General features: G+C 39.2%; 21 protein-coding genes. 19 read left to right on the top strand and 2 right to left on the bottom strand.

The features are described 5' to 3' along the window. Window positions 1–190 precede the first annotated feature (190 nt). From spo0F to MKX37_RS26090, 15 genes are all read left to right on the top strand, one after another. Window positions 191–559 carry a sporulation initiation phosphotransferase Spo0F gene (spo0F, locus tag MKX37_RS26160; RefSeq protein WP_000398592.1) on the top strand — a complete coding sequence of 123 codons (369 nt, stop codon included), beginning with the start codon at window positions 191–193 and terminating at the stop codon, window positions 557–559. Between the two features lie 211 nt (window positions 560–770). After that, on the top strand, window positions 771–1,628 hold the full coding sequence (locus tag MKX37_RS26155; RefSeq protein ID WP_002016312.1) for a class II fructose-bisphosphate aldolase: 858 nt from the start codon (window positions 771–773) through the stop codon (window positions 1,626–1,628). Between the two features lie 347 nt (window positions 1,629–1,975). Next, complete coding sequence (gene murA / locus MKX37_RS26150) at window positions 1,976–3,265, top strand: UDP-N-acetylglucosamine 1-carboxyvinyltransferase (RefSeq protein WP_002034893.1); 1,290 nt, start codon at window positions 1,976–1,978, stop codon at window positions 3,263–3,265. Between the two features lie 183 nt (window positions 3,266–3,448). Continuing rightward, the gene (glpX, locus tag MKX37_RS26145; protein WP_002016310.1) at window positions 3,449–4,414 is read left to right on the top strand and encodes a class II fructose-bisphosphatase; all 966 of its coding nucleotides are present in this window, start codon (window positions 3,449–3,451) and stop codon (window positions 4,412–4,414) included. A 382-nt stretch (window positions 4,415–4,796) separates the two neighbouring features. Further along, a complete protein-coding gene (gene rho / locus MKX37_RS26140; protein WP_002016308.1) occupies window positions 4,797–6,068 on the top strand; it encodes a transcription termination factor Rho in 1,272 nt (423 codons plus the stop codon). Window positions 6,069–6,757: 689 nt separating this feature from the next. Beyond that, the gene (locus MKX37_RS26135) at window positions 6,758–7,003 is read left to right on the top strand and encodes a type B 50S ribosomal protein L31 (protein WP_000643447.1); all 246 of its coding nucleotides are present in this window, start codon (window positions 6,758–6,760) and stop codon (window positions 7,001–7,003) included. Window positions 7,004–7,113: 110 nt separating this feature from the next. Then, a complete protein-coding gene (locus tag MKX37_RS26130) occupies window positions 7,114–7,698 on the top strand; it encodes a thymidine kinase (protein ID WP_002016305.1) in 585 nt (194 codons plus the stop codon). Window positions 7,699–8,174: 476 nt separating this feature from the next. Next, window positions 8,175–9,242, top strand: a complete 1,068-nt coding sequence (gene prfA / locus MKX37_RS26125; protein WP_002113060.1) for a peptide chain release factor 1 — start codon at window positions 8,175–8,177, stop codon at window positions 9,240–9,242. Further along, window positions 9,242–10,093: a peptide chain release factor N(5)-glutamine methyltransferase gene (gene prmC / locus MKX37_RS26120; RefSeq protein WP_078421793.1), complete on the top strand. Its 852-nt coding sequence runs from the start codon at window positions 9,242–9,244 to the stop codon at window positions 10,091–10,093. The genes prfA and prmC overlap by 1 nt, the downstream gene beginning before the upstream one ends. 244 nt (window positions 10,094–10,337) lie before the next feature. Next, on the top strand, window positions 10,338–11,198 hold the full coding sequence (spoIIR, locus tag MKX37_RS26115; RefSeq protein ID WP_002130069.1) for a stage II sporulation protein R: 861 nt from the start codon (window positions 10,338–10,340) through the stop codon (window positions 11,196–11,198). A gap of 49 nt (window positions 11,199–11,247) precedes the next feature. Beyond that, a complete protein-coding gene (locus tag MKX37_RS26110) occupies window positions 11,248–11,706 on the top strand; it encodes a mechanosensitive ion channel protein (protein WP_002016300.1) in 459 nt (152 codons plus the stop codon). A gap of 108 nt (window positions 11,707–11,814) precedes the next feature. Continuing rightward, window positions 11,815–12,855 carry an L-threonylcarbamoyladenylate synthase gene (locus MKX37_RS26105; RefSeq protein WP_078421794.1) on the top strand — a complete coding sequence of 347 codons (1,041 nt, stop codon included), beginning with the start codon at window positions 11,815–11,817 and terminating at the stop codon, window positions 12,853–12,855. Between the two features lie 77 nt (window positions 12,856–12,932). Beyond that, on the top strand, window positions 12,933–13,481 hold the full coding sequence (locus MKX37_RS26100; protein ID WP_033731119.1) for a manganese efflux pump MntP: 549 nt from the start codon (window positions 12,933–12,935) through the stop codon (window positions 13,479–13,481). Window positions 13,482–13,500: 19 nt separating this feature from the next. Beyond that, complete coding sequence (locus tag MKX37_RS26095; protein WP_002139014.1) at window positions 13,501–13,632, top strand: hypothetical protein; 132 nt, start codon at window positions 13,501–13,503, stop codon at window positions 13,630–13,632. A gap of 81 nt (window positions 13,633–13,713) precedes the next feature. Further along, the gene (locus MKX37_RS26090; RefSeq protein WP_002130068.1) at window positions 13,714–13,992 is read left to right on the top strand and encodes a DUF3935 domain-containing protein; all 279 of its coding nucleotides are present in this window, start codon (window positions 13,714–13,716) and stop codon (window positions 13,990–13,992) included. A gap of 572 nt (window positions 13,993–14,564) precedes the next feature. Here the strand turns inward: MKX37_RS26090 and MKX37_RS26085 are convergent. Continuing rightward, entirely contained in the window at window positions 14,565–15,176 is a 612-nt protein-coding gene (locus MKX37_RS26085; protein WP_002034901.1) for a flavin reductase family protein, read from the bottom strand. A 167-nt stretch (window positions 15,177–15,343) separates the two neighbouring features. After that, window positions 15,344–15,730, bottom strand: coding sequence for a DoxX family protein (locus tag MKX37_RS26080; RefSeq protein WP_078421795.1), 387 nt, complete (start codon window positions 15,728–15,730; stop codon window positions 15,344–15,346). A 387-nt stretch (window positions 15,731–16,117) separates the two neighbouring features. Between MKX37_RS26080 and MKX37_RS26075 the strand changes: the two genes are divergently transcribed. The 4 genes from MKX37_RS26075 (at window position 16,118) to MKX37_RS26060 (ending at window position 18,546) form a co-directional block, all read left to right on the top strand. Next, window positions 16,118–16,615 (top strand): PTS sugar transporter subunit IIA, encoded by a 498-nt coding sequence (locus MKX37_RS26075; protein ID WP_002016294.1) that lies wholly within the window; start codon window positions 16,118–16,120, stop codon window positions 16,613–16,615. Between the two features lie 311 nt (window positions 16,616–16,926). Further along, the gene (locus tag MKX37_RS26070) at window positions 16,927–17,367 is read left to right on the top strand and encodes a low molecular weight protein arginine phosphatase (protein ID WP_002130066.1); all 441 of its coding nucleotides are present in this window, start codon (window positions 16,927–16,929) and stop codon (window positions 17,365–17,367) included. Window positions 17,368–17,463: 96 nt separating this feature from the next. Then, window positions 17,464–17,907 (top strand): ribose 5-phosphate isomerase B, encoded by a 444-nt coding sequence (gene rpiB / locus MKX37_RS26065; RefSeq protein WP_000869917.1) that lies wholly within the window; start codon window positions 17,464–17,466, stop codon window positions 17,905–17,907. A 66-nt stretch (window positions 17,908–17,973) separates the two neighbouring features. Continuing rightward, the gene (locus MKX37_RS26060; protein WP_002130064.1) at window positions 17,974–18,546 is read left to right on the top strand and encodes a TIGR01440 family protein; all 573 of its coding nucleotides are present in this window, start codon (window positions 17,974–17,976) and stop codon (window positions 18,544–18,546) included. The last annotated feature ends 79 nt before the right edge of the window (window positions 18,547–18,625 follow it).

The following is an 18,625-nucleotide window of genomic DNA, read 5'->3' as shown; positions in this document are numbered from 1 at the left end:
TTCTTTCGTGTTAGCTGGTTCTCATTATAGCTTATTTTTTTTGGAAAGGGGAAATAGTAGGGTGGCATAACAAAATAGGAAACGGTAAAATAAGAAAGAATAGGAAGGGATTTGGCAAAGAGTAGCGAAAATAAACCGATAAGATATAAGAAGCTTTAAATCTTGTACTTACACAGAAAGGTTGGGAGTTATGGAAGGGAAAATTTTAATCGTTGATGATCAATATGGCATTCGTGTTTTATTGCATGAAGTGTTCCAAAAAGAAGGTTATCAGACGTTCCAAGCAGCGAATGGATTTCAAGCTTTAGATATCGTGAAAAAAGATAATCCGGATTTAGTAGTGTTAGATATGAAAATCCCAGGTATGGATGGTATAGAGATTTTAAAACATGTAAAAGAAATTGATGAGAGTATTAAAGTGATTTTAATGACTGCTTATGGAGAATTGGATATGATTCAAGAAGCGAAAGATTTAGGAGCTTTAATGCACTTTGCTAAACCGTTTGATATTGATGAGATTCGTCAAGCAGTGAGAGATCAGCTTGCTGTAGAGGCGTAAAAAATGAATTTTTTATAAAAAATATGGAAAAAAGCGTTTACATGGACTATTGAGCAGGTGAATACAGTTGAGTTTTTGAGTACAAGTTGTTATCCTATTGAGTGTAGAAAGAAGTCCGGTATGTAAATATACATATTTTACCTTATTCTGGTCATACTACCAGCGATAAGAATTTATCGGATACAAAAAACGTTTTTTAGGAGGATTCACCATGCCTTTAGTTTCTATGAAAGAAATGCTAAACACAGCACTAGAAGGAAAATACGCAGTTGGTCAATTCAACATGAACAACTTAGAGTGGACTCAAGCTATCTTAGCTGCTGCGGAAGAAGAAAAATCTCCTGTAATCTTAGGTGTATCTGAGGGTGCAGCTCGTCATATGACTGGTTTCAAAACAGTTGTAGCTATGGTTAAAGCTTTAATCGAAGAAATGAACATTTCTGTTCCTGTAGCGATTCACCTTGACCATGGTTCAAGCTTCGAAAAATGTAAAGAAGCAATTGATGCAGGTTTCACATCTGTAATGATCGACGCTTCTCACCACCCATTCGATGAAAACGTTGAAACTACTAAAAAAGTGGTAGAATACGCACACGCTCGTAACGTATCTGTTGAAGCTGAGCTTGGAACAGTTGGCGGACAAGAAGACGACATCATCGCTGAAGGCGTAATTTACGCTGATCCAGCAGAGTGTAAGCACCTTGTTGAAGCAACAGGTATCGATTGCCTAGCTCCAGCTTTAGGTTCTGTACACGGTCCTTACAAAGGTGAGCCTAACTTAGGATTCGCTGAAATGGAACAAGTTCGTGACTTCACTGGCGTACCTTTAGTATTACACGGTGGTACTGGTATCCCAACTGCTGATATCGTAAAAGCTATTTCTCTAGGTACTTCAAAAATTAACGTAAACACTGAGAACCAAATTGAGTTTACAAAAGCTGTTCGTGAAGCATTAAACAAAGACCAAGAAGTTTACGATCCTCGTAAATATATTGGACCTGGCCGCGACGCTATCAAAGCAACTGTTGCTGGTAAAATGCGTGAGTTCGGTTCTAACGGTAAAGCGTAAGAATAAAATTCCGTTTTGGAAACCGTCTAGTCTTTTAGACGGTTTCCTTTCGTTGTATAATGAAAGCGCGAACAAGTCTAAAGATTTTATAAAGTGAATTTTTGGTTTGCAAATATAGAAAATAATGTGCATAGTCCTATTAATAAATGTGGTAAGTATCTGAATTGAGTAATTTGATTCGATGAATAGTTAATCTTCATCTATTTGTACAGCAGGGGAGCTACAGGTGATGGTTTTCTACTTATTGAGTTTCAGGATGGAAAGAGTGATTGAGATTCTTAAGGGGGAATCTTCTACTTCTTATAAAGAAGTAGAAGATAAATACATTCACAAGAAGGGAGCTCAATATGGAAAAGTTGCTAATTGAAGGCGGAAGAGCTTTAAATGGAACGATTCGTGTGAGTGGTGCAAAGAACAGTGCTGTTGCACTAATTCCAGCGACAATTTTAGCAGATACTCCAGTAACTATTGGCGGTGTTCCTAATATTTCGGACGTGAAAATGTTAGGAGACTTACTAGAGGAAATTGGAGGGAAAGTAACTTATGGGCAGGAAGAAGAGATGGTAGTCGATCCTTCTAACATGGTTGCGATGCCTTTACCAAATGGAAAAGTGAAAAAATTGCGCGCCTCTTATTATTTAATGGGTGCAATGCTTGGCCGTTTTAAAAAAGCTGTTATTGGGCTTCCAGGTGGATGTCATTTAGGGCCACGACCGATTGATCAGCATATTAAAGGGTTTGAAGCGTTAGGGGCATATGTTACAAATGAACAAGGTGCCATTTATTTAAGAGCAGACGAACTACGTGGGGCACGTATTTATTTAGATGTTGTTAGTGTAGGAGCTACGATTAATATTATGCTAGCGGCTGTACGAGCGAAAGGTAGAACTGTTATTGAAAATGCAGCGAAAGAACCAGAGATTATTGATGTAGCTACATTGTTAACGAGTATGGGAGCACGTATTAAAGGTGCTGGTACAGACGTAATCCGAATTGATGGTGTGGATTCACTGCACGGTTGTCACCACACTATTATTCCAGACCGTATTGAAGCTGGTACGTATATGATTTTAGGGGCTGCGTCAGGAGGAGAAGTAACAGTTGATAATGTTATTCCTCAGCATTTAGAATCCGTTACTGCGAAGCTAAGAGAAGCTGGTGTTCAAATTGAAACGAACGATGACCAAATTACAGTGAACGGCAATAGAAGGTTAAAAGTAGTTGATGTAAAAACGCTTGTATATCCAGGGTTTCCAACGGATTTACAACAGCCGTTTACAACGCTTTTAACAAAAGCGCATGGAACAGGAGTTGTAACTGATACAATTTACAGTGCACGTTTCAAGCATATTGATGAATTGCGCCGTATGAACGCGCAAATTAAAGTAGAAGGCCGTTCAGCAATTGTGACTGGACCGGTTTTATTGCAAGGTGCGAAGGTGAAAGCGAGTGACCTACGAGCTGGTGCGTCCCTTGTTATTGCGGGTTTAATGGCAGATGGCATTACAGAAGTAACGGGACTTGATCATATTGATCGAGGTTACGAAAATATAGTAGACAAGCTTAAAGGGCTTGGTGCAAACATTTGGCGAGAACAAATGACAAAGCAAGAAATTGAAGAAATGAAGAATGCATAAAGTGAAACTTTAATCAGTATGGGGTATCCCAAGCCGATTATTAACCCTCACCAATCGGGATAAGGTGGTGATACTTCCGTTAATGGGGAGCGAAGAATCACTACTAACGGAAGTACACTTTATAGAAAAACAAGGTTCACAAAATACGGCAGAAATATAAAGACTTAAAGGAGAGGGATTATAGTGGAAAGAAGTTTATCTATGGAGTTAGTACGTGTAACAGAGGCTGCAGCATTATCATCAGCGCGTTGGATGGGGCGCGGAAAAAAAGATGAGGCAGATGGTGCAGCAACATCAGCTATGCGTGATGTATTTGATACAATTCCGATGAAAGGTACAGTTGTAATTGGCGAAGGTGAAATGGATGAAGCGCCAATGCTATATATCGGAGAAAAATTGGGTACAGGATATGGACCACGCGTAGACGTTGCAGTTGATCCTTTAGAAGGGACAAATATCGTAGCGGCTGGCGGCTGGAATGCGCTTGCTGTTATTGCAATTGCAGATCACGGCAATTTGTTACATGCTCCTGACATGTACATGGATAAAATAGCGGTTGGTCCAGAAGCAGTTGGTGCAGTTGATATTGACGCACCTATTATCGACAACTTACGTGCAGTTGCGAAAGCGAAAAATAAAGATATCGAAGATGTTGTAGCGACAGTTTTAAACCGTCCACGTCATCAAGCAATTATCGAAGAAATTCGTAAAGCTGGTGCTCGTATTAAATTAATTAACGATGGAGATGTAGCTGGAGCAATCAATACAGCATTTGACCGTACTGGTGTAGATATTCTATTCGGTTCTGGTGGAGCACCTGAAGGTGTATTAGCTGCGGTCGCATTAAAATGCTTAGGTGGAGAAATTCACGGGAAGCTCTTACCTCAAAACGAAGCTGAACTAGCTCGTTGTAAAAGAATGGGTATTGAAGATATCAATCGTATCCTTCGTATGGAAGACTTAGTAAAAGGTGACGATGCAATCTTTGCAGCAACAGGTGTAACAGACGGAGAACTATTACGAGGCGTTCAATTTAAAGGTAGCGTCGGAACAACACAATCCCTTGTTATGCGTGCAAAATCAGGCACAGTACGCTTCGTAGACGGCCGCCATAGCTTAAATAAAAAACCGAATTTGGTTATTAAATAAAAAGCGTAAGCGGCTCGTTTAGAATCGCAGGACACTTCAAACTCCTGACGAAGAGGCGCTTTTTGCCTCGCAGGAAGAAGCGAAACCACCGACCATTCTAGCCGCTGGAACTGGATTAAATAAAAGCAGAAATGCCTTATCTATTCTGCCTTAAAATCAGGTGAGTAGAAAAAAGAAAGAAATATGAAAAGGCGAAGACAAATTTTCTTGTCTTCGCTTCTTGTATTTGTGTTTCAACGTATTGATTAAAACTAGATAAAAGGGTTACAATAGTGAATATTATCCTACTTGAACTTATTGCCTTTCATTATTATTTATTTGCCTTCCGTATTTTTCCCTTTACCCATGTGAAAAGAGAATAAAGTTAAAGTGTGGTGTCTGAATGAATTTGTCAATTGCAGCATTAGAAAACATGAAATTAAAAGAGTTATACGAGCTTGCGAAGGAATTTAAGATTTCGTATTACAGCAAGTTAACGAAAAAAGAGCTAATCTTCTCTATCTTAAAAGCTCGAGCAGAAAAAGAAGGTTTCTTTTTCATGGAAGGCGTATTAGAAATTATTCAATCAGAAGGATTTGGATTCTTACGTCCTATCAATTATTCTCCAAGCTCAGAAGATATTTATATCTCGGCTTCGCAAATTCGTCGTTTCGATTTACGTAATGGAGATAAGGTTTCTGGTAAAGTACGACCTCCGAAAGAAAATGAGCGCTATTTTGGATTGCTACAAGTTGAAGCTGTAAATGGAGATGATCCAGACTCAGCAAAAGAGCGTGTACATTTCCCTGCATTAACACCGTTATACCCAGATCGCCAAATGAAATTGGAGACGGAAACGAAAAAGTTACCGACACGCATCATGGATTTAATCGCACCAGTTGGATTTGGACAACGTGGTTTAATTGTTGCGCCTCCAAAGGCTGGTAAAACAAGTCTGTTAAAAGAAATTGCACACAGTGTCACAACAAATCATCCGGAAGCAGAATTAATTGTACTTTTAATTGATGAGCGTCCAGAGGAAGTAACAGATATTGAACGTTCTGTTAAAGGTGATGTTGTAAGTTCTACTTTTGATGAAGTGCCAGAGAATCATATTAAAGTAGCGGAGCTTGTATTAGAGCGTGCAATGCGTCTTGTAGAACATAAAAGGGACGTTGTCATTTTAATGGATAGTATTACCCGTTTAGCGCGTGCTTACAACCTTGTTATTCCGCCAAGTGGTAGAACCTTATCGGGTGGTATTGATCCTGCTGCTTTTCATAGACCGAAGCGTTTCTTTGGGGCTGCGCGTAATATCGAAGAGGGCGGTAGCCTAACGATTTTAGCAACAGCGCTTGTTGATACAGGGTCTCGTATGGATGATGTAATTTACGAGGAGTTTAAAGGAACTGGAAATATGGAACTTCACTTAGATCGCTCATTAGCTGAGCGCCGTATCTTCCCAGCGATTGATATTCGTCGCTCTGGTACGCGTAAAGAAGACCTATTAATTCCGAAAGAACATTTAGACAAGCTGTGGGGTATTCGTAAAACAATGCGTGATACACCAGACTTTGTTGAAGGCTTCTTACGTAAACTTCGTCAAACAAAGACAAATGAAGAATTTTTACAAAACATTGTTGCAGACTCAAAAAGGTATGTAACCACTAAGTAAAGGGAAAAGATGGGGACTCGCTTATTTCGTAGTAAGCGAGTTTTTTATGTTTTTAAGGGAATATTAGAGAGAGTAATATATGGAAAAATTTGTTTTTTGAGATGGGAATCATATTTGGATTGAGAGCTTGAAGTGTCCTGCGATTCTAAACGAGCCGCTTGCGCTTTTAATTGATATCCAGTTCCGGCGGCTAGCTCTTCGTGTCTAAGAACCTCCGCTACTCAAGGTAAAAAGCACCTTTTGTGCGAGAGAACCTTAGCCAGTCAGAGCTGAGCGAGCCGCCTCCACTTTTAGGTGCTATCCAGCTCCAGCGGCTAGAATCTCCGGCCATTTCGCTCTCTCGGTCGAAGCAAAAAGCGCTTCTTGGTCGAGAGCTTGAAGTGACCTGGATTCTGAACGAGCCGCTTGTGCTTTTAATTGATATCCAGTTCCGGCGGCTAGCTCTTCGTGTCTAAGAACCTCACGCACTCAAGGTAAAAAGCACCTTTTGTGCGAGAGAACCTTAGCCAGTCAGAGCTGAGCGAGCCGCCTCCACTTTTAATTTTAAAAAGACAAAAACAGGTAGTTGCAAAATGGAGTTAGCCTTGTTATAATTTCATCATATGTGTTTCATCAATATAGTTGTGTAAGCAGCTGAAGATGAAAAACTCTGTTTCGAAAATGATTCAGGGCGGAAGGAGATGAAAAGAATGAAAGCAGGAATCCATCCAAATTACAATAAAGTTGTATTTATGGACACGAACACTGGCTTCAAATTCTTAAGCGGGTCTACAAAAGGCTCTAGCGAAACTGTTGAGTGGGAAGATGGTAACACTTATCCATTACTAAAAATTGAGATCAGTTCTGATTCTCACCCATTCTACACTGGACGTCAGAAGTTTGCTACTGCAGACGGACGTGTTGACCGCTTCAATAAGAAATACGGCATCAAGTAATAAAGAACATAAAACAGGCAAGTGTATGTATTCGCTTGTCTGTTTTTTTTGCGAAAATATTAAACCTTTACCCTACTTTGGATTAGGAAAGTAGATGAAAGGAGAGCTCAATGTACTTAATGAATCAAAATGGTTGGATTGAAGTGATTTGCGGGAGTATGTTTTCTGGGAAATCAGAAGAGCTCATCCGCCGTATACGCCGTACACAATTTGCGAAACAACATGCGATTGTATTTAAACCATGTATTGATAATCGTTATAGTGAAGAAGATGTTGTATCACATAATGGATTAAAGGTTAAAGCAGTTCCTGTTTCAGCTTCAAAAGATATATTTAACCATGTAACAGAAGAAATGGATGTTATTGCAATCGATGAGGTACAATTTTTTGATGGGGACATTGTGGAAGTGGTGCAAGTATTGGCAAATCGTGGCTATCGTGTCATTGTAGCTGGATTAGACCAAGATTTCCGTGGTCTACCATTTGGACAAGTTCCTCAGCTGATGGCGATTGCTGAACATGTAACTAAATTGCAGGCAGTTTGTTCTGAATGTGGATCTCCTGCAAGTCGTACGCAACGTTTAATCGATGGAGAACCAGCGGCATTTGATGATCCAATTATTTTAGTTGGGGCTTCAGAATCGTATGAACCACGTTGTCGTCATTGTCATGCAGTACCTACAAAACAAAGATAAGTGAAACTCGCTATGTAGAGCGGGTTTTTTTCGAAAATAGATGAAGATTGGTGGCAAGCTCTTCGTGTCTAAGAACCGCCGCTACTCAAGGTGAAAAGCACCTTTTGTGCGAGAGAACCTTAGCCAGTCAGAGCTGAGCGAGCCGCTTGCGCTTTTAAATATTATCTAGCTCCAGCGGCTAGAATGGTCGGTGGTTTCGCTTCTTCCTGCGAGGCAAAGAGCGCCTCTCTGTCAGAAGCTCCAACCTCCTCCCATTCTGAGCGAGCCGCTTGCGCTTTAAATATTATCTAGCTTCAGCGGCTAGAATCTCCGGCCATTTCACTCTCTCGCTCGAAGCAAAAAGCGCTTCAAGGTCGAGAGTTCCAATGTCCTGCGATCCTGAGCAAGCCGCTTACGCTTTTAAATATAATTTGCGTTTTTTTGATTAAGTACCATATACTATTTGTATTAGATACTAGGATGTAGAGGTGAATGGTGTGTTAGATCGTTTGCAAGCTGTAGAAGATCGTTATGAGAAGTTGAATGAGTTGTTAAGTGACCCAGAGGTTATTAGCGATACAAATAAGCTTCGTGAGTATTCAAAAGAGCAATCTGATATTCAGGACACGGTAGAGGTGTACCGTGAGTATAAAGATGTTCGTGAGCAATTACGAGATGCAAAAGCAATGTTAGAAGATAAGTTAGACGCTGATATGCGTGATATGGTAAAAGAAGAGGTTTCTGAATTAGAAGGACAAGAGAAAACATTATCAGAACGTCTGAAAATTTTACTTGTTCCAAAAGACCCTAATGATGATAAAAACGTTATCGTTGAGGTTCGTGGCGCTGCTGGTGGTGACGAGGCAGCTTTATTTGCTGGTGATTTATATCGTATGTATAGCCGTTATGCTGAGGTGCAAGGTTGGAAAACTGAAATTATCGAAGCGAGCTATACAGAGTTAGGCGGATATAAAGAGATTATCTTTATGATTAACGGTAAAGGTGCTTTCGCGAAGCTGAAATTCGAGAATGGTGCTCACCGTGTACAACGTGTTCCTGAAACGGAATCTGGCGGACGTATTCATACATCTACAGCAACTGTAGCTGTACTACCAGAGGCAGAAGAAGTAGAAATTAATATTCATGAAAAAGATGTTCGTGTTGATACGTTTGCTTCTAGTGGTCCTGGTGGACAAAGCGTTAATACAACGATGTCAGCGGTACGTTTAACGCATTTACCGACTGGTGTAGTTGTATCTTGTCAGGATGAGAAATCACAAATTAAGAATAAAGAAAAAGCGATGAAAGTATTACGCGCACGTGTTTATGATAAATTTAGACAAGAAGCGCAAGCTGAGTATGATCAAAACCGTAAACAAGCTGTTGGTACGGGAGATCGTTCAGAGCGTATTCGTACGTATAACTTCCCGCAAAACCGTGTTACAGACCATCGAATCGGTTTAACGATTCAAAAGCTAGATCAAATCCTACAAGGTAAGTTAGATGATTTCATCAATGCCTTAGTGATGGAAGATCAGGCGCAAAAGATGGAGGCAGCTGAGTAATGCGTGTCTATGAAGCCCTGAAATGGGCTTCTTCTTTTTTACAGGAAAATGGACGAGATGAAAATGCGGGAGAAATTGTCCTTTGTCATGTATTAAAGACGAACAGAACCGGAATGCTCATGAATATGCGTGAAGAAATAACTGTGGAACAAGAGGAAAGTTTTGCAGAATTTATCCACAAGCATGTAGAAGGTATTCCGATCCAATATATGCTCGGTTATGAAATGTTTTATGGCCGATCATTCTTTGTAAATGAAGAGGTATTGATACCAAGACCGGAAACAGAGGAACTTATAGTTGGAGTACTAGAGAGAATTGAGCGCCATTTCGGTAATGAGGAGCTTCACATAGCGGATATTGGAACAGGTAGTGGAGCGATTTCTATTACGCTCGCTTTAGAAAATAAAAATCTTCATGTGTATACAGTAGATATCGCACAGGAGTCGATTGAAGTTGCAAAAGAAAATGCAAAAACTTTAGGGGCGGATGTAACATTCTATCACGGCGATTTACTGTCTCCGTTTTATGAAACAGGTCAGAAGTTAGATGTTGTTGTTTCCAATCCTCCGTACATACCAGAGGAAGATTGGCGTGGTCTTTCTACTGTTGTGAAGGAGCATGAGCCGAAGCGTGCGCTTGTTGGTGGGGAAGATGGACTAGATTTCTATCGTCGTTTTATGGAGGAATTGCCGAATGTATTACAGAACAAGGCGATTGTGGCGTTTGAAATTGGTGTAGGGCAAGGTGAAGATGTGAAAGCATTATTACAGCAAACTTTCCCGCGCGCTCAAGTTGAAGTTGTATTTGATATTAATGGAAAAGATCGCATGGTATTTGCAGAGATGGAGTAAGGCATAAGCCTTACTCTATTTTTTGTATGAAAAATTCGCAACTACTCAGCCATACATTTTATTTAGAATTTTGGTAAGGGGAATTATTTCAGCGAAAATACGCACCTTATTACCTATACATAGCCAGTTCCTCTCGCCAATTAAAAAAATGCTTTTCTATCGGTTTTTTATATAGATTTTGAATTTAATAGTTTAGAAAGATGAAAGTCTGTCCACACTGTTTCTAGAGGGGACGGTGGAGGAAATGAAAAAACAAGTTATTGCTTACTTTCTTTTATTATTAATTGGTGCACAGTTACTTGTGCAGTTTGGATATATGAAAGCTGATGCAAAAGGGCCTACTGTTATTCCGAAAGAGGCCGTTCGATTACGTATTTTAGCTAATAGTGATTCCGATAAAGATCAGGCGTTAAAGCGTAAAGTACGCGATGAAGTAAAAGCGCAAATTGATGGATGGGTAGCGGATTTAACGTCATTTGAAGAAGCTCGAAAAGTAATTCAAAATCATATTCCTGAAATTGAAAAGACAGTGGCAAATACACTGAAAAGAGAAGGAAGTAAAGAGGCGTTTCAAGTGAAATTCGGTAAGAATGTGAAGTTTCCTACAAAGGTATATGGGAATTTTATTTATCCGGCAGGAGAATATGAAGCGGTACTTATTACAATTGGAAAAGGTGAAGGTGCAAACTGGTGGTGTGTATTATTTCCACCGATGTGTTTCTTAGATTTTTCAAGTGGTACAGCTGTAAGGAAAGAAGAACATGTTGTGAAAGCTGAATCTCCTGAAGAGGAGCAAGTGAGACAATTAGATGAGGAAGTAGTGGATGTACCGGAGAAGAAAGAGGATAAGGTGAAAGAAAAGAAAGTAGTAAAGCCGGAAAAAGCTGAAAAAGTAACAGCACAGGAAAAGAAAGTAGTAAAACACGAAACACAAGTAGAAGAACAGCCTGTAAAAAAAGTAGAAACAAAAACTGTGGAAAAAGTGGAGAAACCTGTGGAGCAAAAACAAGAAAAGCAAAATGAGTATGTAACAGTAGAAGAGGAAGAGAAACCAGAGGTTAAATTATTTATCGTCGAAGCTTTTACATCTTTATTCTCTAAATAGTGCTATTAATAAATCCTTCCTCATATATATCAATGAGGAGGGATTTATTATGAAGAACGTGTATTTTGCTACGAAAGCAGATGTAGAAAGATTACATTCTTTTTTCGGACAAGCTAATAAAAAAGATGATAAAATAAATGAGTTGTACGCACAATTTATGATCTTGGAAGAGGCGGGAGAAATACGAGCGGTAATTGGATATGAACAAAGTGGAGAAAATGCACTTATCCGTTCTTGTTTATTCACACCCAATGTGGATAAACAGACTTTCTTATATTTTTTCGAGATGTTTTTGCAGTATATGAAAGAAAAAGATATTCGACAATTGTACTTACTCACAAATCATCCACAATCTGTGACCATCTTTCAGTTTTTTAACTTTGTCATTATAGAGAAAGAGGAAGTGCCAGAGGAAATTCGACAGTTAGAACACTTTTGTAAAAATATAAAAGAGCTAAATGCAATAATACTAAATTGTCAGCTATTCACAAAGTTATCCACGGATTAACAAGGTTTATCCACATTTTGTGGATAAACCTTGTTTGTCTTTTGGATAAATCTCATAGTAAACTAAAAATAGACAAGTATTTCATGGTAGAAAAGGACGTGGGAAAAAATGCATACAAATATGTGGGTTGTGGATAATGTTGTGGAAAGAAAAAAATATTATCCACAATTAAAAGAAGCAGCGAGATTATTAAGAGAAAATGAAGCGGTGGCCTTCCCAACGGAAACGGTATATGGGTTAGGAGCAAACGCAATGGATGATGAAGCGATAGCGAAAATTTTTGAAGCGAAAGGGAGACCGAGCGATAATCCACTGATTGTCCACATAGGAACAAAATCTCAGTTAGATGGTATCGTAAGAGAAATTCCGCCGGTTGCAGAAAAGTTAATGGAGCATTTTTGGCCAGGACCATTAACAATCATTTTACCGAGAAAAAAAGGGATTTCAGAGAGGGTTACAGCAGGACTTAATACAGTCGGAGTGAGGATGCCGGATCATCCAGTAGCGCTCGCCCTTATTGAAGAGGCAAACGTGCCTGTTGCGGCACCGAGTGCGAATCGTTCAGGACGCCCAAGTCCAACGTTAGCTTCTCATGTGTATGAAGATTTAAATGGGAAAATTGCTGGTATTGTTGATGGCGGGGCAACAGGAGTAGGCGTTGAATCAACTGTAATTGATTGTACGAGCGAGGTTCCGACGATTTTACGTCCAGGTGGGATTACGAAGGAGCAATTAGAGGCCGTGATAGGAAATGTTTCTTTAGATCCAGCTTTAAAGGATGAGAAAGAAAAACCAAAATCACCTGGAATGAAATATACACATTATGCACCGAAAGCGCCACTTAGTATTGTTGAAGGGTCCCGTGAGTTTATTCAACGTATTGTGGATGAGAAACAGAAAGAAGGATTTAAAGTAGGTGTATTAACGACAGAAGAGTATCAGCATGTGTATAGTGCAGATGTTGTATTGTCTTGTGGTGTACGAAGCGATTTAGCCAGCGTTGCGACTAAGTTATATGATGTGCTTAGAACGTTTGATGCAAGTGAAGTAGATGTTATTTTTAGTGAATCATTCCCGAATGAAGGCATAGGAAATGCAATTATGAATCGTTTAACAAAAGCTGCGGGACATCAGATTATTATTGAATGATAATGTACCTTTAGCAAACAGAATATTTCTCCTCGGATAAGCATATTGTGAAGTAGCACGTCCGAGGGGGGATATGAATGACACTTGAACAATTAATACCTTTAATAATTATGGCATTTGCCCTGGGGATGGATGCATTTTCAGTGAGCCTCGGTATGGGGATGGTAACATTAAAGTTAAGACAAATCCTTTATATAGGTATGACGATTGGGATATTTCATATTATTATGCCATTTATCGGAATGGTACTAGGACGTTTTCTATCAGAGAGGTATGGGGATGTCGCAAATTTTGCAGGAGCTATTTTATTAATTGGGCTAGGGTTCTATATCGTATATTCGTCTATTTTAGAAGGGGAAGAGACTAAAACTGCTCCAATTGGAATTAGTTTATTTGTATTTGCATTTGGTGTCAGTATAGATAGTTTTTCAGTAGGTCTTAGTCTTGGAATTTACGGAGCAGAGACAATTATTACGATATTATTGTTCGGACTAATAAGTATGCTACTGGCTTGGATGGGTTTATTGCTTGGTAGCCATGCCAAAAATATACTTGGCACATACGGTGAAATAGTAGGTGGTATTATTCTTGTTGGGTTTGGATTGTATCTCCTTTTTCCTATATAATTTTATGTAGGAGGGAATTATGAACAAGCTATTGGAATGGTATGTTAAGCTTTTAACCTTCTTTCCTCGATGGCTAAGAAGACTTATAATATTGGGTGTTATTTTGCAAATTTCGATGTTAGGTTGGATTAAGTTAATTCGTGAATGGTGAGATAGTTCCTTTCTGTGCATAGTTTCGTTTGTACTATATTGATCACACTAAAAAATTACAAATATAGAAAGGATGAGATGAATGACGAGATTAAAGCAAGTTTTTGGTATTATTATTAGTTTTTTTGTTTTTTGGTTCAGTATGCTCGGTGTACAAATGTTTGCTGAGTTTTTAGATATTGAGTCATTGAAGTTTGTTGCAGGAAAATCGGAGGCGGCGCGTACTTTTTATTCTCCGTATCCGTTTTTAATTGTTTTCCTTATTACGTTACTTTCCTTATATTTCTTTGTAATAAAGCTTAGTAGATCTAAAAAAGAGAAATTCCCGGCATTAGAGGAGAAGAACGAAGAATTACGATAAAAAATTCCCCGCTTTCAGCGGGGGTTATGTTTAGGTGATGGAAGTGAACGGGCCCCTGCGCTTTTAGGGGATATATCCAGTTCCAGTGGCCAGCTTCACCTCCTAGGCCCTTGAGTCTAAGAACCTTCCCCACGAGAAGATAAAAAGCATCTTCTGTGAGGAAGAACCTTAGCCACCGGGCCTGGGCAGTCGGTTCCGCTTTTAAATGTATCCAGCTCCAGCGGCTAGAATGGTCGGTGGCTTCGCGCCTTCCTGCGAGGCAAAAAGCGCCTCTACGTCAGGAGCTCCATCCCCCTCTCATTCTGAACGAGCCGCTTCCGCCTTTAAATATATCCAGCTCCAGCGGCTAGAATGGTCGGTGGCTTCGCGTCTTCCTGCGAGGCAAAAAGCGCCTCTACGTCAGAAGCTCCATCCCCCTCTCATTCTGAGCGAGCCGCTTCCGCCTTTAGGGTGTGATATCCAGTTCCGGCGACTAGCTCTTCGCATCTAAGAACCTTCCGCCCGAAAGGCAAAAAGCGCCTTTAGGACGAAAGAACCTTAGCTGGTCAGAGCTGAACGAGTCGCCTCCACTTTTAGATAGGCCTCACTAATTCAAATTGTTCTCCTAGTTTTGCGTAGTTGTGTCCTGCTAGGCGGCTTATTGGTTTTAGTTCTTCGGCGTGAATTCGACCGTTTTCGTATAAGTGTTCAGCGACGTGAAAGCGAACGACGCGGCCGATTAGTAGGTCACAAGCTGGCGAGTCTTCGGTTCCGCCGAGTGGGATAGCGCGTTCTAATATGCACTCCATTCGAATGTTTGCTTCTTTAACCCCTGGTACTGAAATGACATCACTGTCAATCGGTGTTAGTTTTGCTAATTCGATTTCACTTTCATTAGGAGGTAGGTTCGCTGCTGTTTCGTTGATCGCTTCTACGTAAGATTCATCAGAAATATGTACGACAAATTCCCCTTTTTCTATTGCGTTTCTGGAAGTGTCTTTCGGTTTTCCTTCTTTGCGTTGTACTGAAACTGAGATAAGTGGTGGATTGGCAGCGACGATATTGAAATAACTATATGGCGCACCGTTCAATACGCCATCTTTAGTTACAGAAGTAACGAATGCAACAGGACGTGGAATGATACTTCCTGTTAGTAATTTGTAATTATCTTTTTCGGTTTGTTCGTTTGGATTAATGGATAACATGTTGTAATCCCCTTTCTAAATATGAATACTTATTGTTCCTTTACAAGATATCAATGGGAATCTCCTGCTGAAAATAATATTTTTTTGATGATGTAAAAAAAAGAGATTACCTCGATTGTACTGAAGTAATCTCTTTTTTGGTAAATATCTTGAAATAGAGATAAATATTAAAGTAAAACGTAAGCGCCAGGTCCAATTAAAGCTACACCGATAGCGACAGCGATTAACATTAAATTATATTCGAATCCGTTTTGTGTTACCCAGTAACCATTTTTTCCGTGAACTGTGAAAAGTGCTACTAACATTGTTCCTACGATAAATAAAGAACCAACTACAGTGAAAATACCTGCTGCGAATAAGAAACCACCTAATAGTTCAGTTGCGCCAGCCATAAATGCCATAAATACACCAGGACGTAAGCCGATTGACTCCATCCAGCCGCCAGTTCCCTTTAAGCCGTAACCGCCGAACCAACCAAATAATTTTTGAGCACCATGACCCATGAATGTAATTCCTATAATAAGACGAATAATAAGAAGACCGATATCCATCATTTTAAAAAACCTCCTAAAAGTTATTAACTTATCTTATGTAAGTAATAATAAAATAGTTACTTACTTTAGTCAAGTAGATTTCAACAAAAATTTGAAAGGAATTTTACAAATTAACAACAAAAAATAAAATGTAGTAAAGACCTCTAGACAAGTAAGTGAAAAAAAGAGAAAATATAAGTAGAAGTTAACTTCTCATTGTTATTCAGACAATCAGAATTGACTGGAATTTTGTGAAGCGCTACAATAAGAGTCTAGTAGTAATGACATGATTTATTTCGAAAGAGTTTTTACAGTATAACATTCGAAGTATGAAGTCTTACGTGTATTTCGATCTTGAATAGAGATTGCCCTATAAACTTTTAGGTAAATTATAAGGAGGACTATCCTATGTTTAAAAAATTATTCGGTTTTGGTTCAAAAACAAATGAAGAAACAATCGTAGCTCCATTAACTGGAGCAGTGAAAAATATTGAAGAAGTACCAGATCCAGTATTCGCTGGTCGTATGATGGGTGACGGTGTTGCGATCGATCCTACTGAAGGTGTAGTTGTATCTCCAGTTGATGGTGAAATCGTACAATTATTCCACACGAAACATGCTATTGGAATTAAAGCGAAAAACGGTACAGAAATTTTAATCCACGTTGGATTAGAAACTGTAAAAATGGAAGGTGAAGGTTTCGAAGCTCACGTTTCTGAAGGACAAGCTGTAAAAGCTGGAGATAAATTAATCTCATTCGACTTAGAATTAATTCGTGAAAAAGCGAAAAGCACAATTACTCCAATCGTTATTACAAACACAGATGCAGCTGAGTCTATTAAGACAACTGTAGGTGTAACAGCTACAAAAGGTTCAACAGAAGTAATGAAAGTTACAATGAAATAATTATTTGATAGAAGGAATCCGTTTCATATGAAATGGATTCCTTCTTTTGTTTCGTAGTGTGTTCATTATGTATGGTAAAATACTTTGGGCACTTGGAAATAGGGTTTCATATATGTGGATAAGGCGCATTTTTCTTAGAAAAAATATAAGAGAAATGCGCCTTTCGTATATTCACATTCCTTTTGTTCTATTCTAATGTACGCTATGATAAAGTGAAACTTTAATGAGTGGAGGGTGTTCATCCCCCGCTGATTATTAGCCTTCACCAATCGGGATAAATGTAGGAAACAGAAAAAAAGGGGTGGGTTTAGATGAAACGGGTGTTATTTGTTTGCACTGGAAATACATGCCGTAGTCCGATGGCTGAGGCTTTGCTTCGTCATTATGGAGAAGGTAAATTTGAAGTGCAATCTGCTGGTGTTTTCGCCTATCCTGGAAGCGATGTGTCGATACATGCAAAGGAAGCTTTAGCTGAAAAAGGAATTGTAATCGATCATGCCGCGCAGCAGGTAAATGATACTTTGGTTGATTGGGCGGATATTGTAGTAACAATGACGGAAAACCATAAGCAAATTGTACTTGGGTATTATCCGAGCGTGGAAAAGAAATTGGATACATTATATGGATTAACTGAGGGTGTAAGTAAGGATATTTCAGATCCATTTGGCGGATCGCTTTCTATTTATAAAGAAACGTTAGAAGAGATGGAAAAACTTGTACAAACTTTACTGAAAAAACATTCAGAAGGTTGATGTTTCGTGTATAATACGATATTGGAGATCACTTTGTTCCATTAAGGTAGCGAGTGTGAAATGAAGATAATTGATTGAAACTTCGGAGGGGTAAAAATGAAAGTAGTAGTAGCATCTGATCACGGCGGTATGAATATCCGTAAAGAACTTGTAAGTTTATTAGAAGAGTTAAATATTGAATATATTGATTTAGGTTGTGAATGTGAAGCTGGTTCTGTTGATTACCCTGATTTTGCGTTTCCAGCAGCAGAAATGGTCGCGAATGGTGAAGTGGATCGTGGTATTTTAGTTTGCGGGACAGGCATTGGTATGTCAATCGCAGCAAACAAAGTAAATGGTATTCGTTGTGCATTAGTTCATGATACTTTCAGTGCGAAAGCGACGAGAGAGCATAATGACACTAACATGTTAGCGATGGGCGAGCGTGTAATTGGAGCTGGTCTAGCGCGTGATATCGCGAAAATTTGGCTAACAACTGACTATGAAGGTGGCCGTCACGAAAACCGAGTAGGAAAAATTAAAACGTACGAAACAAAGTAATAGATTCTAACTATAAGTAGTATGAAATATAATTTGGTGAACCAACCTGTGAAAGGAAGAGGCGTAATGACAGAAATCGTAAAGGTAAGAGAACAGCTACAAATGTCGCTTTCTGATTTCCAAGAACAAGCCACGCTGCAAAGTGGTCAAATTTTTGTAGTGGGGTGTAGCACGAGCGAAGTGCTAGGTGAAAGAATTGGAACATCAGGAACGATGGAAGTGGCAGAGGCGATTTTTTCTGAGTTAAAACAATTTCAAGAGAGAACAGGTATTGAATTGGCGTTTCAATGTTGTGAGCATTTAAATCGTGCTTTAGTAGTTGAGAGAGATGTAGCGATGAAATATCAATTTGAAATTGTAACAGTTACGCCTGTTAGATCAGCAGGTGGTGCATTAGCGACGTATGCGTATCACAATTTTAAAGATCCGGTAGTAATTGAGTTTATTAAAGCAGATGCAGGAATGGATATCGGCGATACATTTATCGGTATGCATTTAAAGCATGTAGCTGTACCGGTTCGTACAAGTGTGAAGGAAATAGGAAGTGCGCATGTAACGATGGCGAAAACACGTGGGAAACTAATAGGTGGAGCACGTGCCGTTTATGCGGCAAATGAAGAAGCTATTCCTTGCCGTTAAACATGAAAAATTATAAAGTCTTATAACAGCTGTATATCGAAAGGTAAAAGGTATGTGGTCTGACTTTATAATAGAAGAA

Origin of the sequence: Bacillus sp. FSL R5-0709 (genome assembly GCF_038004785.1) — a bacterium.
Taxonomy (GTDB): Bacteria; Bacillota; Bacilli; order Bacillales; family Bacillaceae_G; genus Bacillus_A; species Bacillus_A mycoides.
This window is presented reverse-complemented; position numbering and strand designations above follow the sequence as displayed.